The following is an 18,213-nucleotide window of genomic DNA, read 5'->3' as shown; positions in this document are numbered from 1 at the left end:
GGATGGTGTCGGTGCGGCTGGGGTCACCAGCTGGCGGGATGGTCGACGAGCAGGGGCACCTGCAGCTCGGCCGGGGTCAGCGAGCCGTGCTGGCCCACCAGCTCCATCTCGCCCGGCAGGGCACGGGTCATCACGGCCCAGTCCTGGCGCATCGCCACCAGCACATCGCCGAAACGACCCGCCAGGGCGGGATCGAGCGGCCCGAACCAGCCCTCGGTGACGGCCTGTTCCCGGGTGCGGACCACGGCACGCTCCTGCAACTCGTCCTGCCAGGTGTCGGCGACCTTGTCCGGCGAAGCCGTCCACAGCTGACGCATCCGCCCCTCGCCGGCCAGCAGGTCCACTGCGCGCAGCATCCGGGGATGGTCCTCGACCACCACGTGGCGTTCGGCCGGGACGTCGACCATCCCGTGGTCACCGGTGACCAGCAGGCAGACATCGTCGTCGAGGGCCTCGCGCAGCCGGCCGGCCAGCCGGTCGGCGCCAGCCAGGGCCTGGAGCCACTGGGGCGAGGCAACGCCCTTGCCGTGGCCGGTGTGGTCCAGCTGGCGCTCGTAGACGTAGACCAGGCTACGATCACCGCGGCGGCTGGACTCGACGACCGTGTGGACCCGGGCCTCGACCTCTGCCTCGGGATGGCCGACGAAGTCCGCGCCCCGCAGGGCCGACGTGGTCAAGCCCGAGTTCTCGAAGTGTGCCGGACCGGTGGAGGTGACGGCGACGCCCGCGTCCGCCATCCGTTGCAGCATCGTGGGGCGTGGCTGGAAGCCCGCGACGTCCTGGGGCCCTCCCTCCCAGGTCAGCGCATTCATGGCCCGGTGGGTGCCCGGGCAGCGGAAGGAGTAGCCGGCCATGCCATGCCGTCCCGGCGGCAGTCCGGTGCCCAGGCAGGTGATGGAGGTGGCCGTCGTCGACGGCACGCCACTGGTCAGGGCCGTCGCGTCGCCGTAGACCTCGGCGAAGTACTCGGTGTGCTGAAGGCTTCGGCGCAGCAGCGCATCGCCCAGCCCGTCGACCAGCAGCAGCACATAGCGCTGGGCCGAGGGCAGTGACAGGCTGTCGTACTCGCATCCGGGCACGCCCAGGTGGGCACCGATCGAGGGCAACAGGTCGGCCAGGGTGGAGCTGCCGTAGCGGGGCAGCAGCAGGTCTGCCGGCAGATCGGGCTCGCCCGCCGGCGAAGGGCTCATCGGACGCATCCCGTGCGTCGCTGGAGGCTGGTGGCGAAGTCGACCAGCCGGCGCACCTGTTCGGACCCGTCGGCTGCCTGGCTCATCCGCACCGTGATGTCGTCGCCCACCAGGGTTCCGGTGTAGCCGTGGTCGGCGTCGCAGCTGGGGTCGCCACAGCCGGCGGGCTCGAGGTCGAGCCGGCGCATCGTGCCCCAGGCGACGGTCAGCCAGGTCTCCTCCACCTGGGAGGACGCGGTTCCATAGCTCTGCGGGGAGGACACGACGCGGGACAGGGCCACCTGGGTCACCTCGGACAGCGCCATCGCCTCGCTCGAGGTGACCGCGCACCCGGGAGCGGCGGGACGCCCCAGCGCGTCGGTGGCCGGCCCGTCGTCGGTGTGCACCACCAGCAGGCGGGTCTGCGTGGTGACCAGCACCGTCACGTGGCGATGGATCTCCTCCCCGGCAAAAGTCGCCTCGTGGTGCACGAGGTGGGTCTGGACCTGCTCGTCACCCAACGCGAGGGCGACCGAGTCAGCGACGAATTCCGGGAAGTAGCCGCAGTCGTCGATCTCTTGCGTCAGCGCGGCGGGCAACAGGGAGGCATTCACCCTCGCATCGTCCCATGTCGGTACAGTTCGACGCATGTCGACCAGACCCTTCCTGGGTGCCAGGGCCGAGGAGGCCCTGCGGCGCCGCGTGAACAAGCGCCTCATCTCGCGGGGCTGGCGGCCCTCCGTGATCCCCTTCGTGGGCTACGGGACCACCGACCACATCAGGGTGCTGGCCAGGGTGGTGCTGCGCAGCCGCGAGCCCCAGTCCCACCTGGGCATGGCCACCGAGTCCTTCCTGCAGCAACGGGGCTGGCGCAACTTCTTCACCGCCCCGGCACCGCGTGCCCAGGTGCAGGTGCGGTTGGACGGCTCCCGGGTGGACGTGCAGGCCGACCGCGGTGGCTATGTGGACGTGCGGCTGCGCATACAAGGCCTCTCCTCCGGCGTGCACGACGTCGAGGTGGTCACCGAGGACGGGGCGGTCAGCCTGGTGCCGGTGACGGTGGTGCCCAGTGAGGAGACCTTCGGCCTGGTCAGCGACCTCGACGACACCGTCATCTCCACCTCCCTGCCCCGTCTGTTCATCGCGGCCTGGAACTCCTTCGTGGTCACCGAGGAGGGACGTCGTGCCATCCCCGGCATGGCACGGATGTACCAGCAGATGCTGGCCGACCACCCCACTGCCCCGGTCATCTACGTCTCCACCGGCGCCTGGAACACCCACGCCTTCCTCAACCGCTTCCTGGAGCGCCACGGCTTCCCGCGCGGGGCGATGTTGCTGACCGACTGGGGACCCACCAACACCGGCTGGTTCCGCAGCGGCCCCGACCACAAGCGACAGTCGCTGCGCGAACTGGCCCGCGACTTCCCCAATGTCCGCTGGGTGCTGGTGGGTGACGACGGCCAGCACGACCCCGCCCTCTACGGCGAGTTCGCCGAGCTGCAGCCCGACCGGGTGCGGGCGATCGCGATCCGCCAGCTGTCCATGGCCGAGCAGGTGCTGGCCCACGGCTCCACCACCGTCCTGGCCGACGACGACCACGTCACCTGGAGCCCCGAGCGGGCCCCCGAGGTGCGCGCCCCCAATGGTGACGAGCTGTGGCCGCTGCTGCGCGAGGCCCTGGACGAGGTCGACGGGTGCGGGCCGAAGAACCAGGAGCGTCCGCAACACGGCTGAGCCGCCGACCCGCACGCGGTCCTGTCCCCTCCCGTGGGTGGAGGGCAGTAGTCTTCACGACGCGAGGAAGCGCGCCCTGGACGGACGCGCCCCGGGTCTGCCGCCGCGGGCCCCCGCCACGCACCCCAGCACCTAGTGAGGAGCAGTACGCCTTGGCACCCAGGAGCAGCCGATCGGTCGAGGAGCCCGAGGAGGACTTCACCGAGCGGATCACCGACATCGACGTCACCAGCGAGATGGAGACGAGCTTCCTCGAGTACGCCTACTCGGTGATCTACTCGCGCGCCCTGCCCGATGCCCGTGACGGGCTCAAACCGGTGCAGCGTCGCATCCTCTACTCGATGGAGGAGATGGGCATCCGGCCCGACAGGTCGCACGTCAAGAGCGCCCGCGTGGTGGGCGAGGTGATGGGCAAACTGCACCCGCACGGCGATACCGCCATCTACGACGCCCTGGTGCGCACCGCCCAGGCCTGGTCGATGCGGCTGCCCCTGACCGACGGCCACGGCAACTTCGGCTCCCTCGACGCCGGCCCGGCCGCCATGCGCTACACCGAGTGCCGGATGGCGCCCTCAGCACTGGCGATGACCGCCGGCCTGGACGAGGACACCGTCGACTTCAAGCCCAACTACGACGGCAAGCAGACCGAGCCCTCGGTGATGCCGGCGGCCTTCCCCAATCTGCTGGTCAACGGCGCCACGGGCATCGCGGTGGGCATGGCCACGAACATGGCCCCACACAACCTCGGCGAGGTGGTGCAGGGGCTGCGCCACCTGATCAAGCATCCCGATGCCGACCTCGACGAGCTGATGCGCTTCATCCCCGGGCCGGACCTGCCCACCGGCGGCAAGGTGATCGGCCTGGACGGCATCCGTGACGCCTACGAGACCGGCCGCGGCTCGTTCAAGATCCGCGCCACCACCCGCATCGAGCAGGTGACCCCGCGCCGCAAGGGCATCGTGGTCAGCGAGCTGCCCTTCGCCGTCGGCCCGGAGAAGATCATCGAGCAGGTCAAGAGCCTGGTGCAGAACAAGAAGATCACCGCCATCGCCGACATCAAGGACCTGTCCGACATCAACAACCACACCCGCTTGGTGATCGAGGTCAAGAACGGCATCAATCCCGAGGCGATCCTGCAGCAGCTCTACAAGAGCACCAAGCTCGAGGACTCCTTCGGCATCAACAATGTCGCCCTGGTCGACGGGGAGCCGCGCACGCTGGGACTCAAGGAGCTGATGGAGGTCTACCTCCAGCACCGCTTCGACGTGACGCTGCGGCGTACCCAGTTCCGCCTGGCCAAGGCCACCGACCGGCTGCACATCGTCGAGGGCCGGCTGCTGGCGATCGTCGACATCGACAACGTCATCGCCATCATCCGCGGCTCGGAGGATGCCGCCAGCGCCCGAGCCAAGCTGATGGAGGTCTTCGAACTCACCCCGGTCCAGGCCGAGGACATCCTGGACATCCCGCTGCGCCGGCTCACCAAGTTCAGCGTCATCGAACTGGGGAAGGAACGCGACGAGCTCCACGAGCGCATCACCGCGCTGACCGAGATCGTCGAGGACCGCGACGTGCTCGCCAGGCTCGTCAGCGACGAGCTGGCCGAGGTGGCCCGCACCTACGGCGACCCACGACGCACCGTGCTGCTGGCCAGCTCCGGGCAGGCCAGCGTGGCCAGCACACCCCTGGAGGTGCCCGACGCCCCCTGTTGGGTGATGCTCAGCTCGGCCGGCCTGATGGCCCGGATGGACACCGACGCACAGATCCCGGTGGGCGGCCCCCGGGCCCAGCACGACGTGGTGGTCTCGGCGATCCGGGCCACCAGCCATGCCGAGTTCGGGGTGGTGACGAACAAGGGACGCCTGATCCGGGCACGTGCGATCGAACTGCCCACCGTGGTGGCGGGGGCCAACTCCCCCACCCTGCGCGGGGGTTCGAGGGCGCGGGAGCTGTACGACTTCGACAAGGGTGAGCACCCGCTTGCCCTGACCAGCCTCGAACCGAACTCCTTGGGCCTGGCCCTGGGCACCCGACACGGGGTGGTCAAGCGGGTCCGGCCCGAGGTGCCAGCGAACAAGGACAGCTGGGAGGTGATCCGTCTGGACGGCAAGGACGAACTGGTCGGTGCCGTCGAGCTGGTCAGCGAGGAGCACCACCTGGTCTTCGTCTCCAGCGATGCCAGTCTGCTGCACTTCCCCGCCTCGCTGGTGCGCCCCCAGGGCCGCACCGGTGGCGGCGTGGCCGGCATCAAGCTGGCCAAGGGCGCGACCGCACTGTGGTTCGGCGCCGCCAGCGAGGACGGGGCCGTCGTGGCAACCGTCGCCGGGAGCTCCAGCGCCATCGACGGCACCGATCCGGGGACGGTGAAGCTCACCGGCTTCAGCGAGTACCCGGCCAAGGGCCGTGCCACCGGCGGCGTGCGCTGCCACCGCTTCCTGCGAGGGGAGGACACCCTGCTGCTGGCCTGGGCGGGTGCGGCGCCGGCGATCGCGGCGGCAGCCAGTGGCGCCGCCATTGACCTGCCCGAGGCGACGGGCCGGCGCGACGGCTCGGGGGTTCCTGCCAGCCAGCCGATCGCGGCGATCGGCTCCCGGCTGGCGGCCTTGCCCCAGGAGGCCGAGGTGGATGGCCACACCGGCTCCGACGAGGCCCCCGCCGGTGCCGGTTCCCCGGTGCCCGGCGACGACCCCGTCCCCGGTGACGAGGCGACCGAGGACCTGGACGGCCAGGACAGCCTGTTGTGAGGCCGTGGCCTGTCGTGCTCTCCTGCGGGACGGATCGCGTCAGGCCGCGCCGGCACGATAGTTTTCGCACCATGGCTGACTTCAAGGACCTGCTGGAAGCAAACGACCACTACGCGGAGAACTTCCACGACGGAGGTTTCGACGGCATCGCCCGGGCCGGTGTCGCCGTCGTCACCTGCATGGACTCGCGCATCGAACCGCTGGCGATGCTCGGGCTCAAGCTGGGCGACGCCAAGATCATCCGCACCCCTGGTGGCCGCATCACCCCCGACGCGTTGATCGGCTGCATCCTGGGCGTGCACGTGCTCAACGTGGACCGGATCATGGTGATGCCGCACACCCGTTGTGCCATGGCCCAGGGCACCGATGCCGAGATTGCCGAGATGATCGTCGAGGCCGACGGCACCGACCTGCGCGGCATGACCTTCGGGGCCAATCCCGACCAGGCCAGCACCCTCGACTTCGACGTCCGCCTGCTGCGCACCCACCCCGCCCTCAAGGGCCGCTGCCTGGTGGGCGGCTTCAGCTATGACGTCGACTCGGGCAAGCTCACCCAGCTCCACTGAGCCCCGGCCCTGCCCCATCCGGCCCTGCCCCATCCGGCCCTGCCCCATCCGGCCCTGCGCCGCCAGCCTTTCGCTGGCAGCGCAGGGCCGATGCCTTGAAAGCAGGGCGGCCCGGGGGTGAGGTGGAGTCATGACTGGATCCACGACCCCCCTCCGCGACCGATCCCTCGATCTTGTGACCCAGGGCTACCTGTGGACGACCCGCCTGCGCGCCGCCAGCAGTGACCCCCAGGCCGACGTCAGGCTGCCGATCCGACTGCTCGGCAAGCCCGCCCTGCTGGTCAACGGCGAGAAGGGCGTGGACCTGTTCTACGACTCCGAGCGCATCCAGCGCGGCGGGGCGATGCCCTCGGTGGTGGGCGGTGGCCTGTTCGGCGAGGGCTCGGTCCACGGCCTCGATGGCGAGCAGCACACGGTGCGCAAGGCCATGTTCGTGCGGGCGGCGATGAACCGCCCCCGCGTCGACAACCTGCTGGCCGACGCCCAGCAGGAGTGGGCTGGGATCATCGAGCTGTGGCGCGGCGGCGAGGACCTGAGCGTCTACGACGCCGCGGTGCTGGTCTACGGCCGTTCGATCATCCGCTGGGCCGGCTTCGACGTCGACGCCGAGACCCTCGACCACATCGCCACCACGCAGGCCGAGATCGTCGACGGCTTCGCCGCCGCCGGCCCCGCCATGGTCCAGATGCACCGCGACCGCAAGAAGATGGATGCCTGGTTCACCGAGCAGGTGCGCCTGGCCCGTGCCGGCGAGATCGTCGTGCCGGAGGGCTCGCCCTTCCAGATGGTGCTCGACCACGTCGATGCCGACGGCCAGCCGCTGGACGACCACCTGGCCGGGGTCGAGGTGCAGAACCTGATCCGTCCCACCATCGCGGTGGCCCGCTTCGCCGCCTTCGTCGCGATGGCCCTGGCCGGCCATCCTGAGTGGCGCGACCGGGTGCGCGCCGAGACCGCCGAGCGCGGCACCACCATCGAGGGCCCGGTGGCCACCGCCGTCGCCGAGGAGGTGCGCCGCCACTTCCCTTTCGTGCCGCTGCTGCCGTCGGTGGCGAAGAAGGACTTCGTCTTCGAGGGCGAGCAGGTGCGCAAGGGGCAGCGGGTGCTGCTCGACTTCTACGGCACCAACCACGACGAGAACAGCTGGGACAAGCCGGGCAGCTTCGACCCGCAGCGCTTCCTCGACGATCCCTCGCACCGCGAGAGCGACCACTTCATCCCGCAGGGCGGCAAGACGGCCGAGACCGGCCACCGCTGCCCGGGCGAGTGGATCGCGGTGGGCCTGCTGGCGCTGACCGTCGCTGAGCTCTCCGAGCTCGCGATGGAGCTCCCCAGCGACCTGGACTGGAAGATGACCCGGATGCCCACCATGCCCAGGGACGGGGTGCGGCCGGTCTCGGTCGACAAGGCCTGATCCACGACGCCTGGAGCCACAACTGTCGAAGGGCCCGGTGGGATCTTCCCGCCGGGCCCCTCGCATGCTCAACGACGGTGGGTGATGCCCTCGACGCGCAGTGGCCAGAAGGCCAGCAGCCCCAGCAGCAGGGTGACGACGATGCCCATGATCCCCCAGCGGGCACCGAAGAGGCCGGTGAAGGCGCCGACAAGCGCCGGCGCGATGAAGCTCGCCACGCGCCCCACCGTCGCGTAGAGGCCGAAGGTCTCGTTCTCCAGCCCCACGGGGATCATCCGGGTGAGCAGGCTGCGGCTGGCTGACTGCACCGGCCCCACCATGGAGGCGATGAGGATTCCGGCCACCCAGAAGACTTGCGAGCTGTCCGCCGCGACGGTCACCAACCCGAGCACGACGATCGAGGCGAGGCTGGCCAGGATCACCGGACGGGGGCCGAGGCGGTCGTCGAGGCGTCCCAGCAGCCAGGTGCCTACGGCGGCCGCGACGCTGGCCGCCAGGCCGAAGTAGATCACCTGGGCCGGGCTGAAGCCGTAGGCGGTGGCCGCGATCACGCCGGCGAAGGCGAAGACCGCATTGAGCCCGTCGCGGTAGATCGCCGCGGCCACCAGGAAGTGCAGCAGGGGCCGCTCGGAGCGCCACATGCGCGCGACCCGACGGGCAATGGCGGCATAGGCGACCGCGGGGCGAAAGGGTGCCCGGGAGGCGGGGTGCCCGTCGGGGCCGAGCAGCATGATGGGCAGGCTGAAGACCAGCATGAAGCCGGCACACAGCAGCGCCACCGAGCGGGCATTGAGGGCCTCGGCGCTGGGGATGCCGAGCATGCCGCCGTCCAGGATGAAGCCGAACAGCGCCAGCACCAGGCAGACGACCCCTCCCAGGTAGCCCAGCGCCCAGGCGGTGCCGGAGATCCGTCCGACGGTGTCCGGGGTGGAGACGTGTGGCAGCATCCCGTTGTAGAAGACCCCGGCCAGGTCCTGGGTGATGCTGGCGGTGGCGAGCAGTCCGGCACCCCACCACAGGTAGGAGTCCTCGGGCCTAATCCAGAAGCAGGCCGCCATCAGCGCGATCGTCACCATCGTGGTGGCCGACAGCAGCACCCGGCGCCGCCGCACCCGGTCTGCCAGGGCCCCCATCAGGGGCGCCAGCACCGCCAGCACCAGGCCGGCGATGGTCTGCAGCTGGCTCCACACGAGCTGTCCGTGGGCCTTGTCGTCGGCCACCGTGCCGGTGAGGTAGACGCTGAAGACGAAGCTCAGCATCACCGTGTTGAAGGCATTGCCGCCGAAGTCGTACAGGCTCCAGGCGGCGACGACGCGGCGGGAGGCCGGGCTCGGGTCGAGGGCCTTGTGGGGGAACTCGTCCGCAGGGGTGCTGGTCACGCGAGAACGCTAGCCGGTGCCGGTGAACGCAGAGGGGACGAGGCACCCGAGTGGGTGCGGTGCCGGACTTCGGGTCCGTCCGCCGACTGCGAAAGGCCTTGGATGCACGCCCCGGATGTGGTTGCGTACAAGGCATGAGCGAAATTTCCAAGGTCACCGCCAGCCGTCAGGTCCCTGCCGCGCCGCAGGAGATCTTCGACCTGCTGAGCAACCCCGAGCGTCACGCCGAGACCGATGCCAGCGGTTCGGTCGTGTCCACCGACAAGGGCGAGCGCCTCAAGAAGGTGGGCGACACCTTCCGGATGAACATGGTCAAGGGCGACGGCTCCGAGTACCAGACCGAGAACGAGGTCTTCGCCTTCGTCGAGAACCGCGTGATCGGCTGGAAGAACCTGCGCAACCTCACCAGCGAGGTGGAGGTCGGCGCCAAGTGGCTCTACGAGCTCGAGCCCATCGATGCCGAGAACACCCAGCTCTCGCTGAACTACGATCCCACCGAGATCGAGAACCCGCAGGTGCAGGCCCTCGCCAAGGAGAAGTTCGCCGTCAAGTCGAACCTGGAGGCCTCGCTGGCCGCCATCGCCGAGGCACTGGCCTGATCTCCTGCCGGACTCTTCCGGCACCAGCACGCACGTCGCCACAGCTCTTCACCAGCTGTGGCGACGTCGCCTTTCACCTCTGCTCGACGCTGAACAGGTCCCCGGGGGCACAGCCCAGGGCGTCGCACAGTGCGGTGAGGGTGGTGAAGCGCACCGCCTTGGCGCGGTTGTTCTTGAGGATGGACAGGTTCACCACGCTCAGCCCGACCCGCTCGGCCAGCTCCGTGAGCGTCATCTCGCGCGCGGTGAGCAATTCGTCGATGTGGCAGACGACGCGGTGCTCGTCGGCCGGCATCAAATGACCTCGTCGAGTTCGCCCTGCAACTGCCCACCGCGCCGCAACACCAGTTCGAAGGCGAAGACCAGGTAGAGGGCGAGGACGGGCAGGAACATCTCGCCGATGGGCGTCCATGGGCGCAGCCCCGCATCGAGGGAGCCGATCACCCAGTTCGCCCCGAGGACGCGCAGACCGTAGGCGACGACCAACGCCACCAAGCTCCACCGGATGCCCGCCACGGCCTTCATCACCGGGCTGCCGAAGGTGCCGTCGACATGGGAGGTGGCCCGCAGGAGGAAGGCGATGGCCAGCGCCACGACCCCCCAGAGGATCGGGACCATGGCCGCGCCCAGCTTGAGCATGATCATGCCGCCGGTGGCCGCTGCGGAGGCGTCCACCGCGACGGTGTGGGGTGCCACCAGGTGCACCCCGGCGGGTAGTCCTGTCAGGGTCGCTGTCGCAACCGATGAGACGGTGGTGACCACCTCCTTGGCGGTCAGGGCAGCCACGGCATTTCCCCCGCCGTACAGCAGGCCCAGGGCGGCGAAGAAGAAGCCAACCCCGGTCGGCCCCTGCAGGGTGGACCGGTGCTCGCCTGCTGTCCTGTGCTGGTCGGTGCACATCTCGAACTCCCTCCATATCGAATGTCGTTATTAACGATACTCGATATGGAGGCTTTGGCAAGGTGCCGCGGCAAGCTCAGCCGGCGGGAAAGGATCAGGCGTCGATCTGCTCGGTGTCCAGGCGGTAGGCACCCCCGATGATGAACTCCTTGCGCGGGGCCACCTCATTGCCCATCAGCATCTCGAAGGTCCTCTCCGCCGCCTCGGCATCGTCGACGGTGATGCGTCGCAGCAGCCGGTGGCGGGGGTCCATCGTGGTCTCCTTGAGCTGGTCGGCGTCCATCTCGCCCAGGCCCTTGTAGCGCTGCGGCTCCTTGAAGTTGACCTTCTTCTTGGTGAGCTCGGCGAGCTTTCGCTGGTACTCGGCGTCGGAGTAGGTGTAGATGTAGCGGTCCTGGCCCTTGCGGGGATTGGTCAGCTCGAAGCGGTGCAGCGGCGGCACCGCCGAGTAGACCCGGCCAGCCTCGATCATCGGGCGCATGTAGCGGAAGAACAGGGTGGCCAGCAGGCAGCGGATGTGGGCGCCGTCAGAATCGGCGTCAGCCATGAAGATGACCTTGCCGTAGCGGGCCTGGTCCAGGTCGAAGGTGCGTCCGGAGCCGGCGCCCACCACCTGGATGATCGAGGCGCATTCCTGGTTCTTGAGCATGTCGCCGACGCTGGCCTTCTGCACGTTGAGGATCTTGCCGCGGATCGGCAACAGCGCCTGGTGCTCGGAATTGCGGGCCCGGCCGGCGGTGCCCAGCGCCGAGTCGCCCTCGACGATGAACAGTTCGGACTTCTCGCCGTCGGCGCTGCGGCAGTCCTTCAGCTTGGGAGGCAGGGTGGAGCTCTCCAGCGCATTCTTGCGGCGCACGTTCTCCTTGTGCATGCGCGCGGCCACGCGGGTGCGGGAGGCCCCGATCACCTTCTCCATCACCTGGCGGGCCTGGGCCTTCTCGGCCGGCTTGGACGAGTTGAGGAAGGCGCCCAGCTCGGACTCCACCACCCGCTGCACGATCCGGGTGGCGGGCGGGGTTCCCAGTACCTCCTTGGTCTGTCCCTCGAACTGGGGCTCTGCCAGACGCACCGTGACGACGGCGGTGAGCCCCTCCAGGCAGTCGTCCTTGACCAGCTCGTCGCCCGACTTCATCAACCGGGTGCCCTCCATCGCCCGGGTGAAGGTACGGGTCAGCGCCCGCTCGAAGCCCTGCACGTGGGTGCCGCCCTTGGGCGTGGCGATGATGTTGACGAAGCTCTTGACGGTCGTGTCATAGGCGTTGCTCCACCGCAGGGCGATGTCGACGCTCATCTCGCGGTCGACGTCCTGCGGGGTCATCGCGCCGGTGGCGGCGTCGAGCATGGGAACGGTCTCGGTGAACTGCCCCTTGCCCTGCAGACGGATCACGTCGGTGATCGGCGCGCCCTGGCTGAGGTAGTCGGCAAACTCACTGATGCCGCCCTCGTGGTGGAAGACCTCCACCAGGCCCTCGCCCAGCCGGTCGTCGGTGACAGTGAACTTGAGCCCCGGCACCAGGAAGGAGGACTGGCGGGCACGGGCCACCAGCGAGGCGAGGTTCAGCTCGGCATCCTTGAGGAAGATCTGGCGGTCGGGCCAGTAACGCACCCGAGAGCCGGTCACACCGCGCTTGGCCTTGCCGACCACGCGCAAGCCGGACTGGGGCGTGAAGGGGGCCTCTGGGCCGTCCCCGTCGAAGACGCCCGGCACTCCCCGACGAAAGCTCATCTCGTAGGTCTTGCCGCCACGGTCCACCTGCACGTCGAGCCGGGCGCTGAGGGCATTGACCACCGAGGCACCCACGCCGTGCAGGCCACCGGTGGCGTTGTAGGCGCCGCCGCCGAACTTACCGCCGGCATGCAGCTTGGTGAAGATCACCTCGACGCCGCTCAGGCCGGTGCGCGGTTCGGTGTCCACCGGCATGCCGCGGGCGTGGTCGTCCACCTGGATCGAGCCGTCGGCATGCAGGTGGATCTCAATGGCATCGCCGCTGCCGCCCAGGGCCTCGTCGATGGCATTGTCGATGATCTCCCACAGGCAGTGCATCAGTCCCTTGGTGTCGGTGGAGCCGATGTACATCGCGGGACGCTTGCGCACTGCCTCGAGCCCTTCGAGGACGAGAAGGTGCTTGGCCTCATAGTCGCGTCCGCCCTGCGCACCCGTGGGCTGCTGGGCGGTGGTCTTCTTACTGGTGGGGATCACATTGCTGGGCACCCCGACAGGCTACCGGGCAGCTGTGACAGTTCAGCCCACGGCGCACGGCAAGGACCCGGGCTGCAGCGCGCCACCGGATAGGGTGGAGGGAACAAAGTGTGGAGCGCGTGCGTTGCACATGATGTCACCACCCGGCAGGCGGACCGCCTGTCACCCGATCAAGGAGGCCGAAGTGACCACCACCGTCATCGACGAGCGCCAGCTGGACGCAACCGACCGTTGCGATCGCTGTGGAGCCCAGGCCTACCTGCGCGTCATCCTCGCCTCGGGCGGGGAACTCCTCTTCTGCGCCCACCACGGCAAGGCACACCAGGACAAGCTGCAGCAGGTCGCTCTCAAGATCCAGGACGAGACCAGCCGCATCAGCTGACTCGACGGCACGACCAGGGCAGGGCTCCACACCTTCGGGTGGGAGCCCTGCTCTTTGTCTGCCGTGGACTGCCCAATGTGGCAACGTGGGGACCATCCCCGACGAAAGGAAGGCCCATGAGCGAGGTCACCGACGCCAGCACCACCTGCACCTGCGAGAAGTGCAAGCCCGAGTGCACCTGCCAGGAATGCAGCTGCTCCGACTGCGCCTGCTCCACCTGCCAGCACTGAGTCGCGGTCAAGGGCGGGCATGCCGCCCTTGACCGCGCAGACGGCGAGGCCCGTGCCCTGTGACCAGTTCACTGGGGACGGGCCTCGTCTCGTCGAGCGCCTCAGCAGCAGCGCGCCGAGGGGGCGCGGGACTCGTGGTCCCACCTGGCCCGGTAGAACTCGCCCCGGGTGGGTGCCTCGAGGCCCGGATGGCGGTGCCGGCGGTGGGCCAGGTAGCGGTCATAGGCGTCCAGCCCACCCATCCCGCGCGCAACGCGCCGCGTCCAGTGCCACAGCTCACGGGCCGTCATCGTGGCGCTCCGCTGGCCTGCAGGTCGAGGTGCTCACGGCTGGCATCGAGCCCTGCCTCGCGCCACTGCTGCGAGACCCGTCGTTCGACGTCGCTGGCCGCGAAGCTCGAGGGTGCGAAGATCCGCGAGTCCACGCGGGGCGTCTCGGCATCGAGCAGCCCACCGGCGCGCCAGGCCTTCCAGCTCACCCACGCACCGATGCCGAGCACCGCCAGAACCAGGGCCGCATAGAGGATGGACAGCACCCCCTGGACGGCGGTGTTGCGGATCACCATGGCGATCTCGTTCGGGTTCCTGGCGGTGAGGTAGGTCTGCTCCCCGGCGGCGGGCGCGGCCTTGGCTGCGACGTGGTTGGCCCAGTAGCCGATCTTGGGATTGCTCGAGAAGATCTTCTCCCAGCTGGCCCACATGGTGATGAACACGTCCCAGGCCAGCGGCAGGCCGGGGATCCAGGCCCAGCGGAAGCAGCCCTTCTTCATGGTGACGGTGAAGCACAGCGTCAGGGCGATCGCGGCGAGCAGCTAGTTGGCGATGCCGAACAGCGGGTAGAGCATGTTGATTCCACCCAGGGGGTCGGTGACGCCCATCACGACGAGCGCTCCCCATCCGAGCACGGTGAGTGCGGTGGTGATCCAGGCACCCGGGCGCCACTGGTGGTCGGCGAAGCGACCCAGGCCCGGCACATTGGCCAGCAGGTCCGAGATCATGGAGCGGGCGACGCGAGTGCCGGCGTCGATGGTGGTGAGGATGAACAAGGCCTCGAACATGACGGCGAAGTGGTACCAGAAGGCCTTCGCGGCACCGATCAGCGGGATCTCGCCGAAGATCTGCGCCATGCCGAAGGCCAGCGTCGGCGCACCGCCGGTCCGGGAGATGATCGTCTGCTCGCCGACGCCGGCGGCGGCCTGGCTGAACACCTCCGGCGTCGCGTCGTGCAGCGGCTGCCCGCCGGGACCGACCAGACCCAGGCCATTGGTGTAGGCGGCCGCACTCTCGGGCGTGCCGCCGGTCAGCCCGAGCGGGGCCTTCATGCCGAAGTACAGGTGCTGGTCGATCACGCAGGCGGTGATCAGCGCCATCATCGCCACGAAACTCTCGGTGAGCATGCCGCCGTAGCCGATGATGCGGGCCTGTGACTCCTTCTGGATCAGTTTCGGGGTCGTGCCGGAGCTGATCAGGGCGTGGAAGCCGCTCAGCGCCCCACAGGCGATGGTGATGAACAGGAAGGGGAACAGGTTGCCGGCGAAGGCCGGCCCGGTGCCGGTGCGGGCGAAGGTGGTGACCGCGGGCATGCCCATCACCGGCAGCACCACCAGGATGGGCAGTGCCAGGAAGACGATGGTGCCCACCTTCATGAAGGTGCTCAGGTAGTCGCGCGGCGCCAGCAGCAGCCAGACGGGCAGCACGGCGGCGGCGAAGCCGTAGATGGCGATGGCATAGGCGAGCTGCACCGGGCTCAGGATGAAGGTCTCGGCCAGGCTGGGGTGGTGGCTCACCCAGGAGCCGCCGGCGATGGCGGCCACCAGCAGCACGATGCCGATCAGGGAGGTCTCCCCCACCCGTCCCGGACGGATGCAGCGCATGTAGACGCCCATCAGCAGGGCGATCGGGATGGTCATGGCGATCGAGAAGACGCCCCACGGGCTGTGGGCCAGGGCACCGATGATGACGATGGCGAGCACGGCGATCAGGATGACCATGATGCTGGTGACGCCGAGGATGGCGAACCAGCCACCCACCGGGCCCAGCTCGTCCTTGGCCATCTGGCCCAGGGAGCGGCCGCGTCGCCGGATCGACAGGTGGAGCACCATGTAGTCCTGCACGGCGCCGGCCAGGATCACGCCGAAGACAATCCACAGGGTGCCGGGCAGGTATCCCATCTGGGCTGCCAGCACGGGTCCGACCAGGGGCCCGGCGCCGGCGATGGCGGCGAAGTGGTGACCGAACAGCACCACCCGGTGGGTGGGCATGAAGTCCTTGCCATTGGCCAGTTCCTCGGCCGGGGTTGCCCGGGTGTCGTCGGGGCGGTGCAGCTTGCGCTCGATGAACTTGCCGTAGAAGCGAAGCGCCAGCACATAGCTGCCGACGGCGGCAATGACGAACCAGGCGGCGCTGACCCGTTCGCCCCGCTGGACCGCGATCACGAACCATACGACGGCCTCAAGCAGCGCGATCGCGCCGAAGACGACCTTCTCTCGTCCGGAGAGCCGGTGGTCGGGACGGACCGCGACGGGCGGCAGCGCGGGGTCGGTGTGGATCATCCGCTGGCTCCCAGGGTCGGCCTGGGCCGGTGTGGTGCTGGACACGTCTCATCCTTCGTGGTCGTTGGCTGGCCAGAGGCCAGCCAACGACCATGAAGTGGGATTCTCGTCTCACATCGCCATCACTACCCATGGCTGACCAGCCCCATCCCCTGCACCTCGCGCAGGGTTTCGATGCGGGTGGCGACGTCGAAGGTGGTGGCGGTGAGCATCAGCTCCTGCACGCCGGTGCGGTCCACCAGGGACTGCAAACGGGGTGCGACCGTCTGCGGGGTACCAGTGAACTTGGTCGCCGGGAGCTGGCGCAGCATCTGCTCGTCCAGCGGGCTGACGCCCCGCTCGGCGGCCGTCTCGGGCGAGATGACCGGGCCCAGCCGGTTCGTGCGCAGCGCCAGCGCCATGTGCTTGGACGGGCCGGCCAGCCAGTCCGCCTCCTCGTCGCTGTCGGCCGTGATGACACTGGTGCAGATCATGGCGTGCGGCTCGGCGAGTGCGGGCGAGGGCTCGAAGCGGGAGCGGTAGGCCTTCATCACCGAGACCTCGTCCATCTGCCCGAAGTGGTGGGCATAGCAGTAGCGCACGCCGAGCATGCCGGCCAGCTGCGCCGAGTAGGCCGAGCTGCCCAGTAGCCAGACCTCCGGGGCGGTGCGGGCACTGGGAGTGGCGGCGAGGGTGGCCGACATCGGCTCCTCCAGGCGGTTGTCGCCCAGCCAGCTCATCAGTTCCAGCACGTGCTGCGGGAACTCCTGCACCCCCAGGGCATCCGAGCTGCGACGAAGGGCCGCGGCGGTGCGCTGGTCGGTGCCGGGAGCGCGCCCGATGCCCAGGTCGATCCTGTTCGGGTAGAGGCCCTCGAGCAGGGCGAACTGCTCCGCCACCACATAGGGGGCGTGGTTGGGCAGCATCACACCACCGGAGCCGACGCGGATGCGCTCGGTGTGGGCGCCCAGCGCGGCGATGATCACCGGCGGATTGGTGGAGGCGACGGCGGGCATGTTGTGGTGCTCGGCCACCCAGAAGCGGTCGTAGCCGAGACGGTCGGCGGCCTGGGCCAGCTCGATCGAGCGCTGCAGCGCCGTCGGTGTGTCGGATCCCTCGACGACGGTGACCAGGTCCAGGACGCTCAGTGGCAGTGGGGTGCTCATGCCTGCTCAACCGTCGAGGCGGTGGCTGCTATTCCAGCCCCGCCGCGACGGTTGCGGTCCCCGATCCCCCAAAGGTTTGCCGGGTCAGTCCAGCAGGCTGTGCGGGGCACGCTCTTGGTCGCGCACGGGAGGCGGAGGGGTGCCGTCGCCGAAGGGGCGTCCGCCCAGCGCCTCGCGGCCGTGCTCGGTGAGCCAACCGTCGAGGTCGGGGCCCTTGGGGACGATGGACAGCGGATTCAGGTCGGTGTGCACGACGTAGTAGTGCTGCTTGATCTGCTCGAAGTCGATCGTGTCGCCGAAGCCGGGCGTCTGGAAGAGGTCGCGGGCATAGGCCCACAGCACCGGCATCTCGGCGAGCTTGTTGCGATTGCACTTGAAGTGTCCGTGGTAGACCGCGTCGAAGCGCACCAGCGTGGTGAACAGGCGAACGTCGGCCTCGGTGATGGTCTCGCCCATCAGGTAGCGCTGCGCGGCCAGGCGCTCCTCGAGCCAGTCCATGGCCATCCAGAGCCGGTCATAGGCGGCGTCATAGGCCTCCTGCGAGCCAGCGAAGCCGCAGCGATAGACGCCATTGTTGACCTCGGTGAAGACGCGCTTCATGACCGCGTCCATCTCCTCGCGCAGGTGCTCGGGGTAGAGCTCGGGAGCGCCCGCGCGGTGGAAGTCGGACCACTGCGTGGAGAAGTCGAGGGTGATCTGGGCGAAGTCATTGGTGACCACGGCACCGGTGGTGGTGTCGACGATCGCCGGGACGGTGATGCCGCGGCTGTAGTGCGGGTCGCGGGCCAGGAAGGCGTCCTTGAGCTTGTGGATGCCCAGCACCGGGTCCTTGCCGTCGGGGTCCAGGTCGAAGGTCCAGGAGTCGGCGTCGTGCGTGGGGCCGGGCATGCCGACGCTGATGGCATCCTCGAGGCCGAGCAGGCGGCGCACGATCAGGGTCCGGTTGGCCCAGGGGCAGGCGCGGGCGGCAACCAGGCGGTAGCGGCCCGGCTCGACGGCGACGGCATCCTGGCCCGGCTCGACGGACTTCACGATGCGCGTGGAGATGTAGCGACTGTCACGCTCGAAGGCCTTGCCGTTGGAGCTGTAGACGCCGCCGGTGACATGTTCCTCACGGTCATTTTGATTATCCATTCAACTATCCTAGCCCTCACATCGCCCCCGGGCCACCAACGAGCCACGCCTTGGGCGCGTTCCCAC

General features: G+C 69.1%; 15 protein-coding genes and 1 pseudogene. 6 read left to right on the top strand and 10 right to left on the bottom strand.

Features of this window, described 5'->3' with window-relative positions; genetic code table 11:
* Positions 1-23 precede the first annotated feature (23 nt).
* Complete coding sequence (locus ACYVKA_RS11100) at positions 24-1,190, bottom strand: alkaline phosphatase family protein (RefSeq protein WP_460705425.1); 1,167 nt, start codon at positions 1,188-1,190, stop codon at positions 24-26.
* Positions 1,187-1,819: a DUF5998 family protein gene (locus tag ACYVKA_RS11095; RefSeq protein WP_394275279.1), complete on the bottom strand. Its 633-nt coding sequence runs from the start codon at positions 1,817-1,819 to the stop codon at positions 1,187-1,189. The genes ACYVKA_RS11100 and ACYVKA_RS11095 overlap by 4 nt, the downstream gene beginning before the upstream one ends.
* Here ACYVKA_RS11095 and ACYVKA_RS11090 point away from each other — a divergent pair.
* From ACYVKA_RS11090 to ACYVKA_RS11075, 4 genes are all read left to right on the top strand, one after another.
* Entirely contained in the window at positions 1,818-2,903 is a 1,086-nt protein-coding gene (locus tag ACYVKA_RS11090) for an App1 family protein (RefSeq protein ID WP_460705424.1), read from the top strand. The genes ACYVKA_RS11095 and ACYVKA_RS11090 overlap by 2 nt on opposite strands.
* Before the next feature lie 236 nt (positions 2,904-3,139).
* Complete coding sequence (locus ACYVKA_RS11085; RefSeq protein ID WP_460705481.1) at positions 3,140-5,647, top strand: DNA gyrase/topoisomerase IV subunit A; 2,508 nt, start codon at positions 3,140-3,142, stop codon at positions 5,645-5,647.
* 71 nt (positions 5,648-5,718) lie between these two features.
* A complete protein-coding gene (locus ACYVKA_RS11080; protein WP_460705422.1) occupies positions 5,719-6,213 on the top strand; it encodes a beta-class carbonic anhydrase in 495 nt (164 codons plus the stop codon).
* Between the two features lie 130 nt (positions 6,214-6,343).
* Positions 6,344-7,627, top strand: coding sequence for a cytochrome P450 (locus tag ACYVKA_RS11075; RefSeq protein WP_460705420.1), 1,284 nt, complete (start codon positions 6,344-6,346; stop codon positions 7,625-7,627).
* 68 nt (positions 7,628-7,695) lie between these two features.
* Here ACYVKA_RS11075 and ACYVKA_RS11070 read toward each other — a convergent pair whose 3' ends face one another.
* Complete coding sequence (locus ACYVKA_RS11070) at positions 7,696-9,006, bottom strand: MFS transporter (protein ID WP_460705418.1); 1,311 nt, start codon at positions 9,004-9,006, stop codon at positions 7,696-7,698.
* Between the two features lie 134 nt (positions 9,007-9,140).
* Between ACYVKA_RS11070 and ACYVKA_RS11065 the strand changes: the two genes are divergently transcribed.
* Positions 9,141-9,605, top strand: a complete 465-nt coding sequence (locus ACYVKA_RS11065; protein ID WP_460705416.1) for an SRPBCC family protein — start codon at positions 9,141-9,143, stop codon at positions 9,603-9,605.
* Positions 9,606-9,678: 73 nt separating this feature from the next.
* Here ACYVKA_RS11065 and ACYVKA_RS11060 read toward each other — a convergent pair whose 3' ends face one another.
* The 3 genes from ACYVKA_RS11060 to ACYVKA_RS11050 all read right to left on the bottom strand — a co-directional run bounded on the left by ACYVKA_RS11060 (position 9,679) and on the right by ACYVKA_RS11050 (position 12,705).
* Complete coding sequence (locus tag ACYVKA_RS11060) at positions 9,679-9,900, bottom strand: helix-turn-helix domain-containing protein (RefSeq protein ID WP_394276066.1); 222 nt, start codon at positions 9,898-9,900, stop codon at positions 9,679-9,681.
* On the bottom strand, positions 9,900-10,505 hold the full coding sequence (locus ACYVKA_RS11055; RefSeq protein WP_460705414.1) for a hypothetical protein: 606 nt from the start codon (positions 10,503-10,505) through the stop codon (positions 9,900-9,902). Before ACYVKA_RS11055 ends, ACYVKA_RS11060 begins: the two co-directional genes overlap by 1 nt.
* A gap of 94 nt (positions 10,506-10,599) precedes the next feature.
* Positions 10,600-12,705 (bottom strand): DNA gyrase/topoisomerase IV subunit B, encoded by a 2,106-nt coding sequence (locus ACYVKA_RS11050; RefSeq protein ID WP_460705479.1) that lies wholly within the window; start codon positions 12,703-12,705, stop codon positions 10,600-10,602.
* Positions 12,706-12,838: 133 nt separating this feature from the next.
* Between ACYVKA_RS11050 and ACYVKA_RS11045 the strand changes: the two genes are divergently transcribed.
* Complete coding sequence (locus tag ACYVKA_RS11045) at positions 12,839-13,087, top strand: DUF7455 domain-containing protein (protein ID WP_460705476.1); 249 nt, start codon at positions 12,839-12,841, stop codon at positions 13,085-13,087.
* Positions 13,088-13,418: 331 nt separating this feature from the next.
* On the opposite strand, the gene ACYVKA_RS11040 is transcribed toward ACYVKA_RS11045, so the two are convergent.
* The 4 genes and pseudogenes from ACYVKA_RS11040 to ACYVKA_RS11025 form a co-directional block, all read right to left on the bottom strand.
* The gene (locus tag ACYVKA_RS11040; protein ID WP_460705412.1) at positions 13,419-13,607 is read right to left on the bottom strand and encodes a CstA-like transporter-associated (seleno)protein; all 189 of its coding nucleotides are present in this window, start codon (positions 13,605-13,607) and stop codon (positions 13,419-13,421) included.
* Positions 13,604-15,868: pseudogene (locus tag ACYVKA_RS11035) on the bottom strand (carbon starvation CstA family protein). Before ACYVKA_RS11035 ends, ACYVKA_RS11040 begins: the two are co-directional and overlap by 4 nt.
* Before the next feature lie 125 nt (positions 15,869-15,993).
* Positions 15,994-17,013, bottom strand: a complete 1,020-nt coding sequence (locus ACYVKA_RS11030; RefSeq protein ID WP_460705410.1) for an LLM class flavin-dependent oxidoreductase — start codon at positions 17,011-17,013, stop codon at positions 15,994-15,996.
* Positions 17,014-17,097: 84 nt separating this feature from the next.
* Complete coding sequence (locus ACYVKA_RS11025; protein WP_460705408.1) at positions 17,098-18,147, bottom strand: glutathione S-transferase family protein; 1,050 nt, start codon at positions 18,145-18,147, stop codon at positions 17,098-17,100.
* Positions 18,148-18,213 lie beyond the last annotated feature (66 nt).

The organism is Luteococcus sediminum (assembly GCF_054783495.1).
Note: the sequence above shows the minus strand (reverse complement) of the source record. Positions and strands in the feature narration are given on the sequence as shown.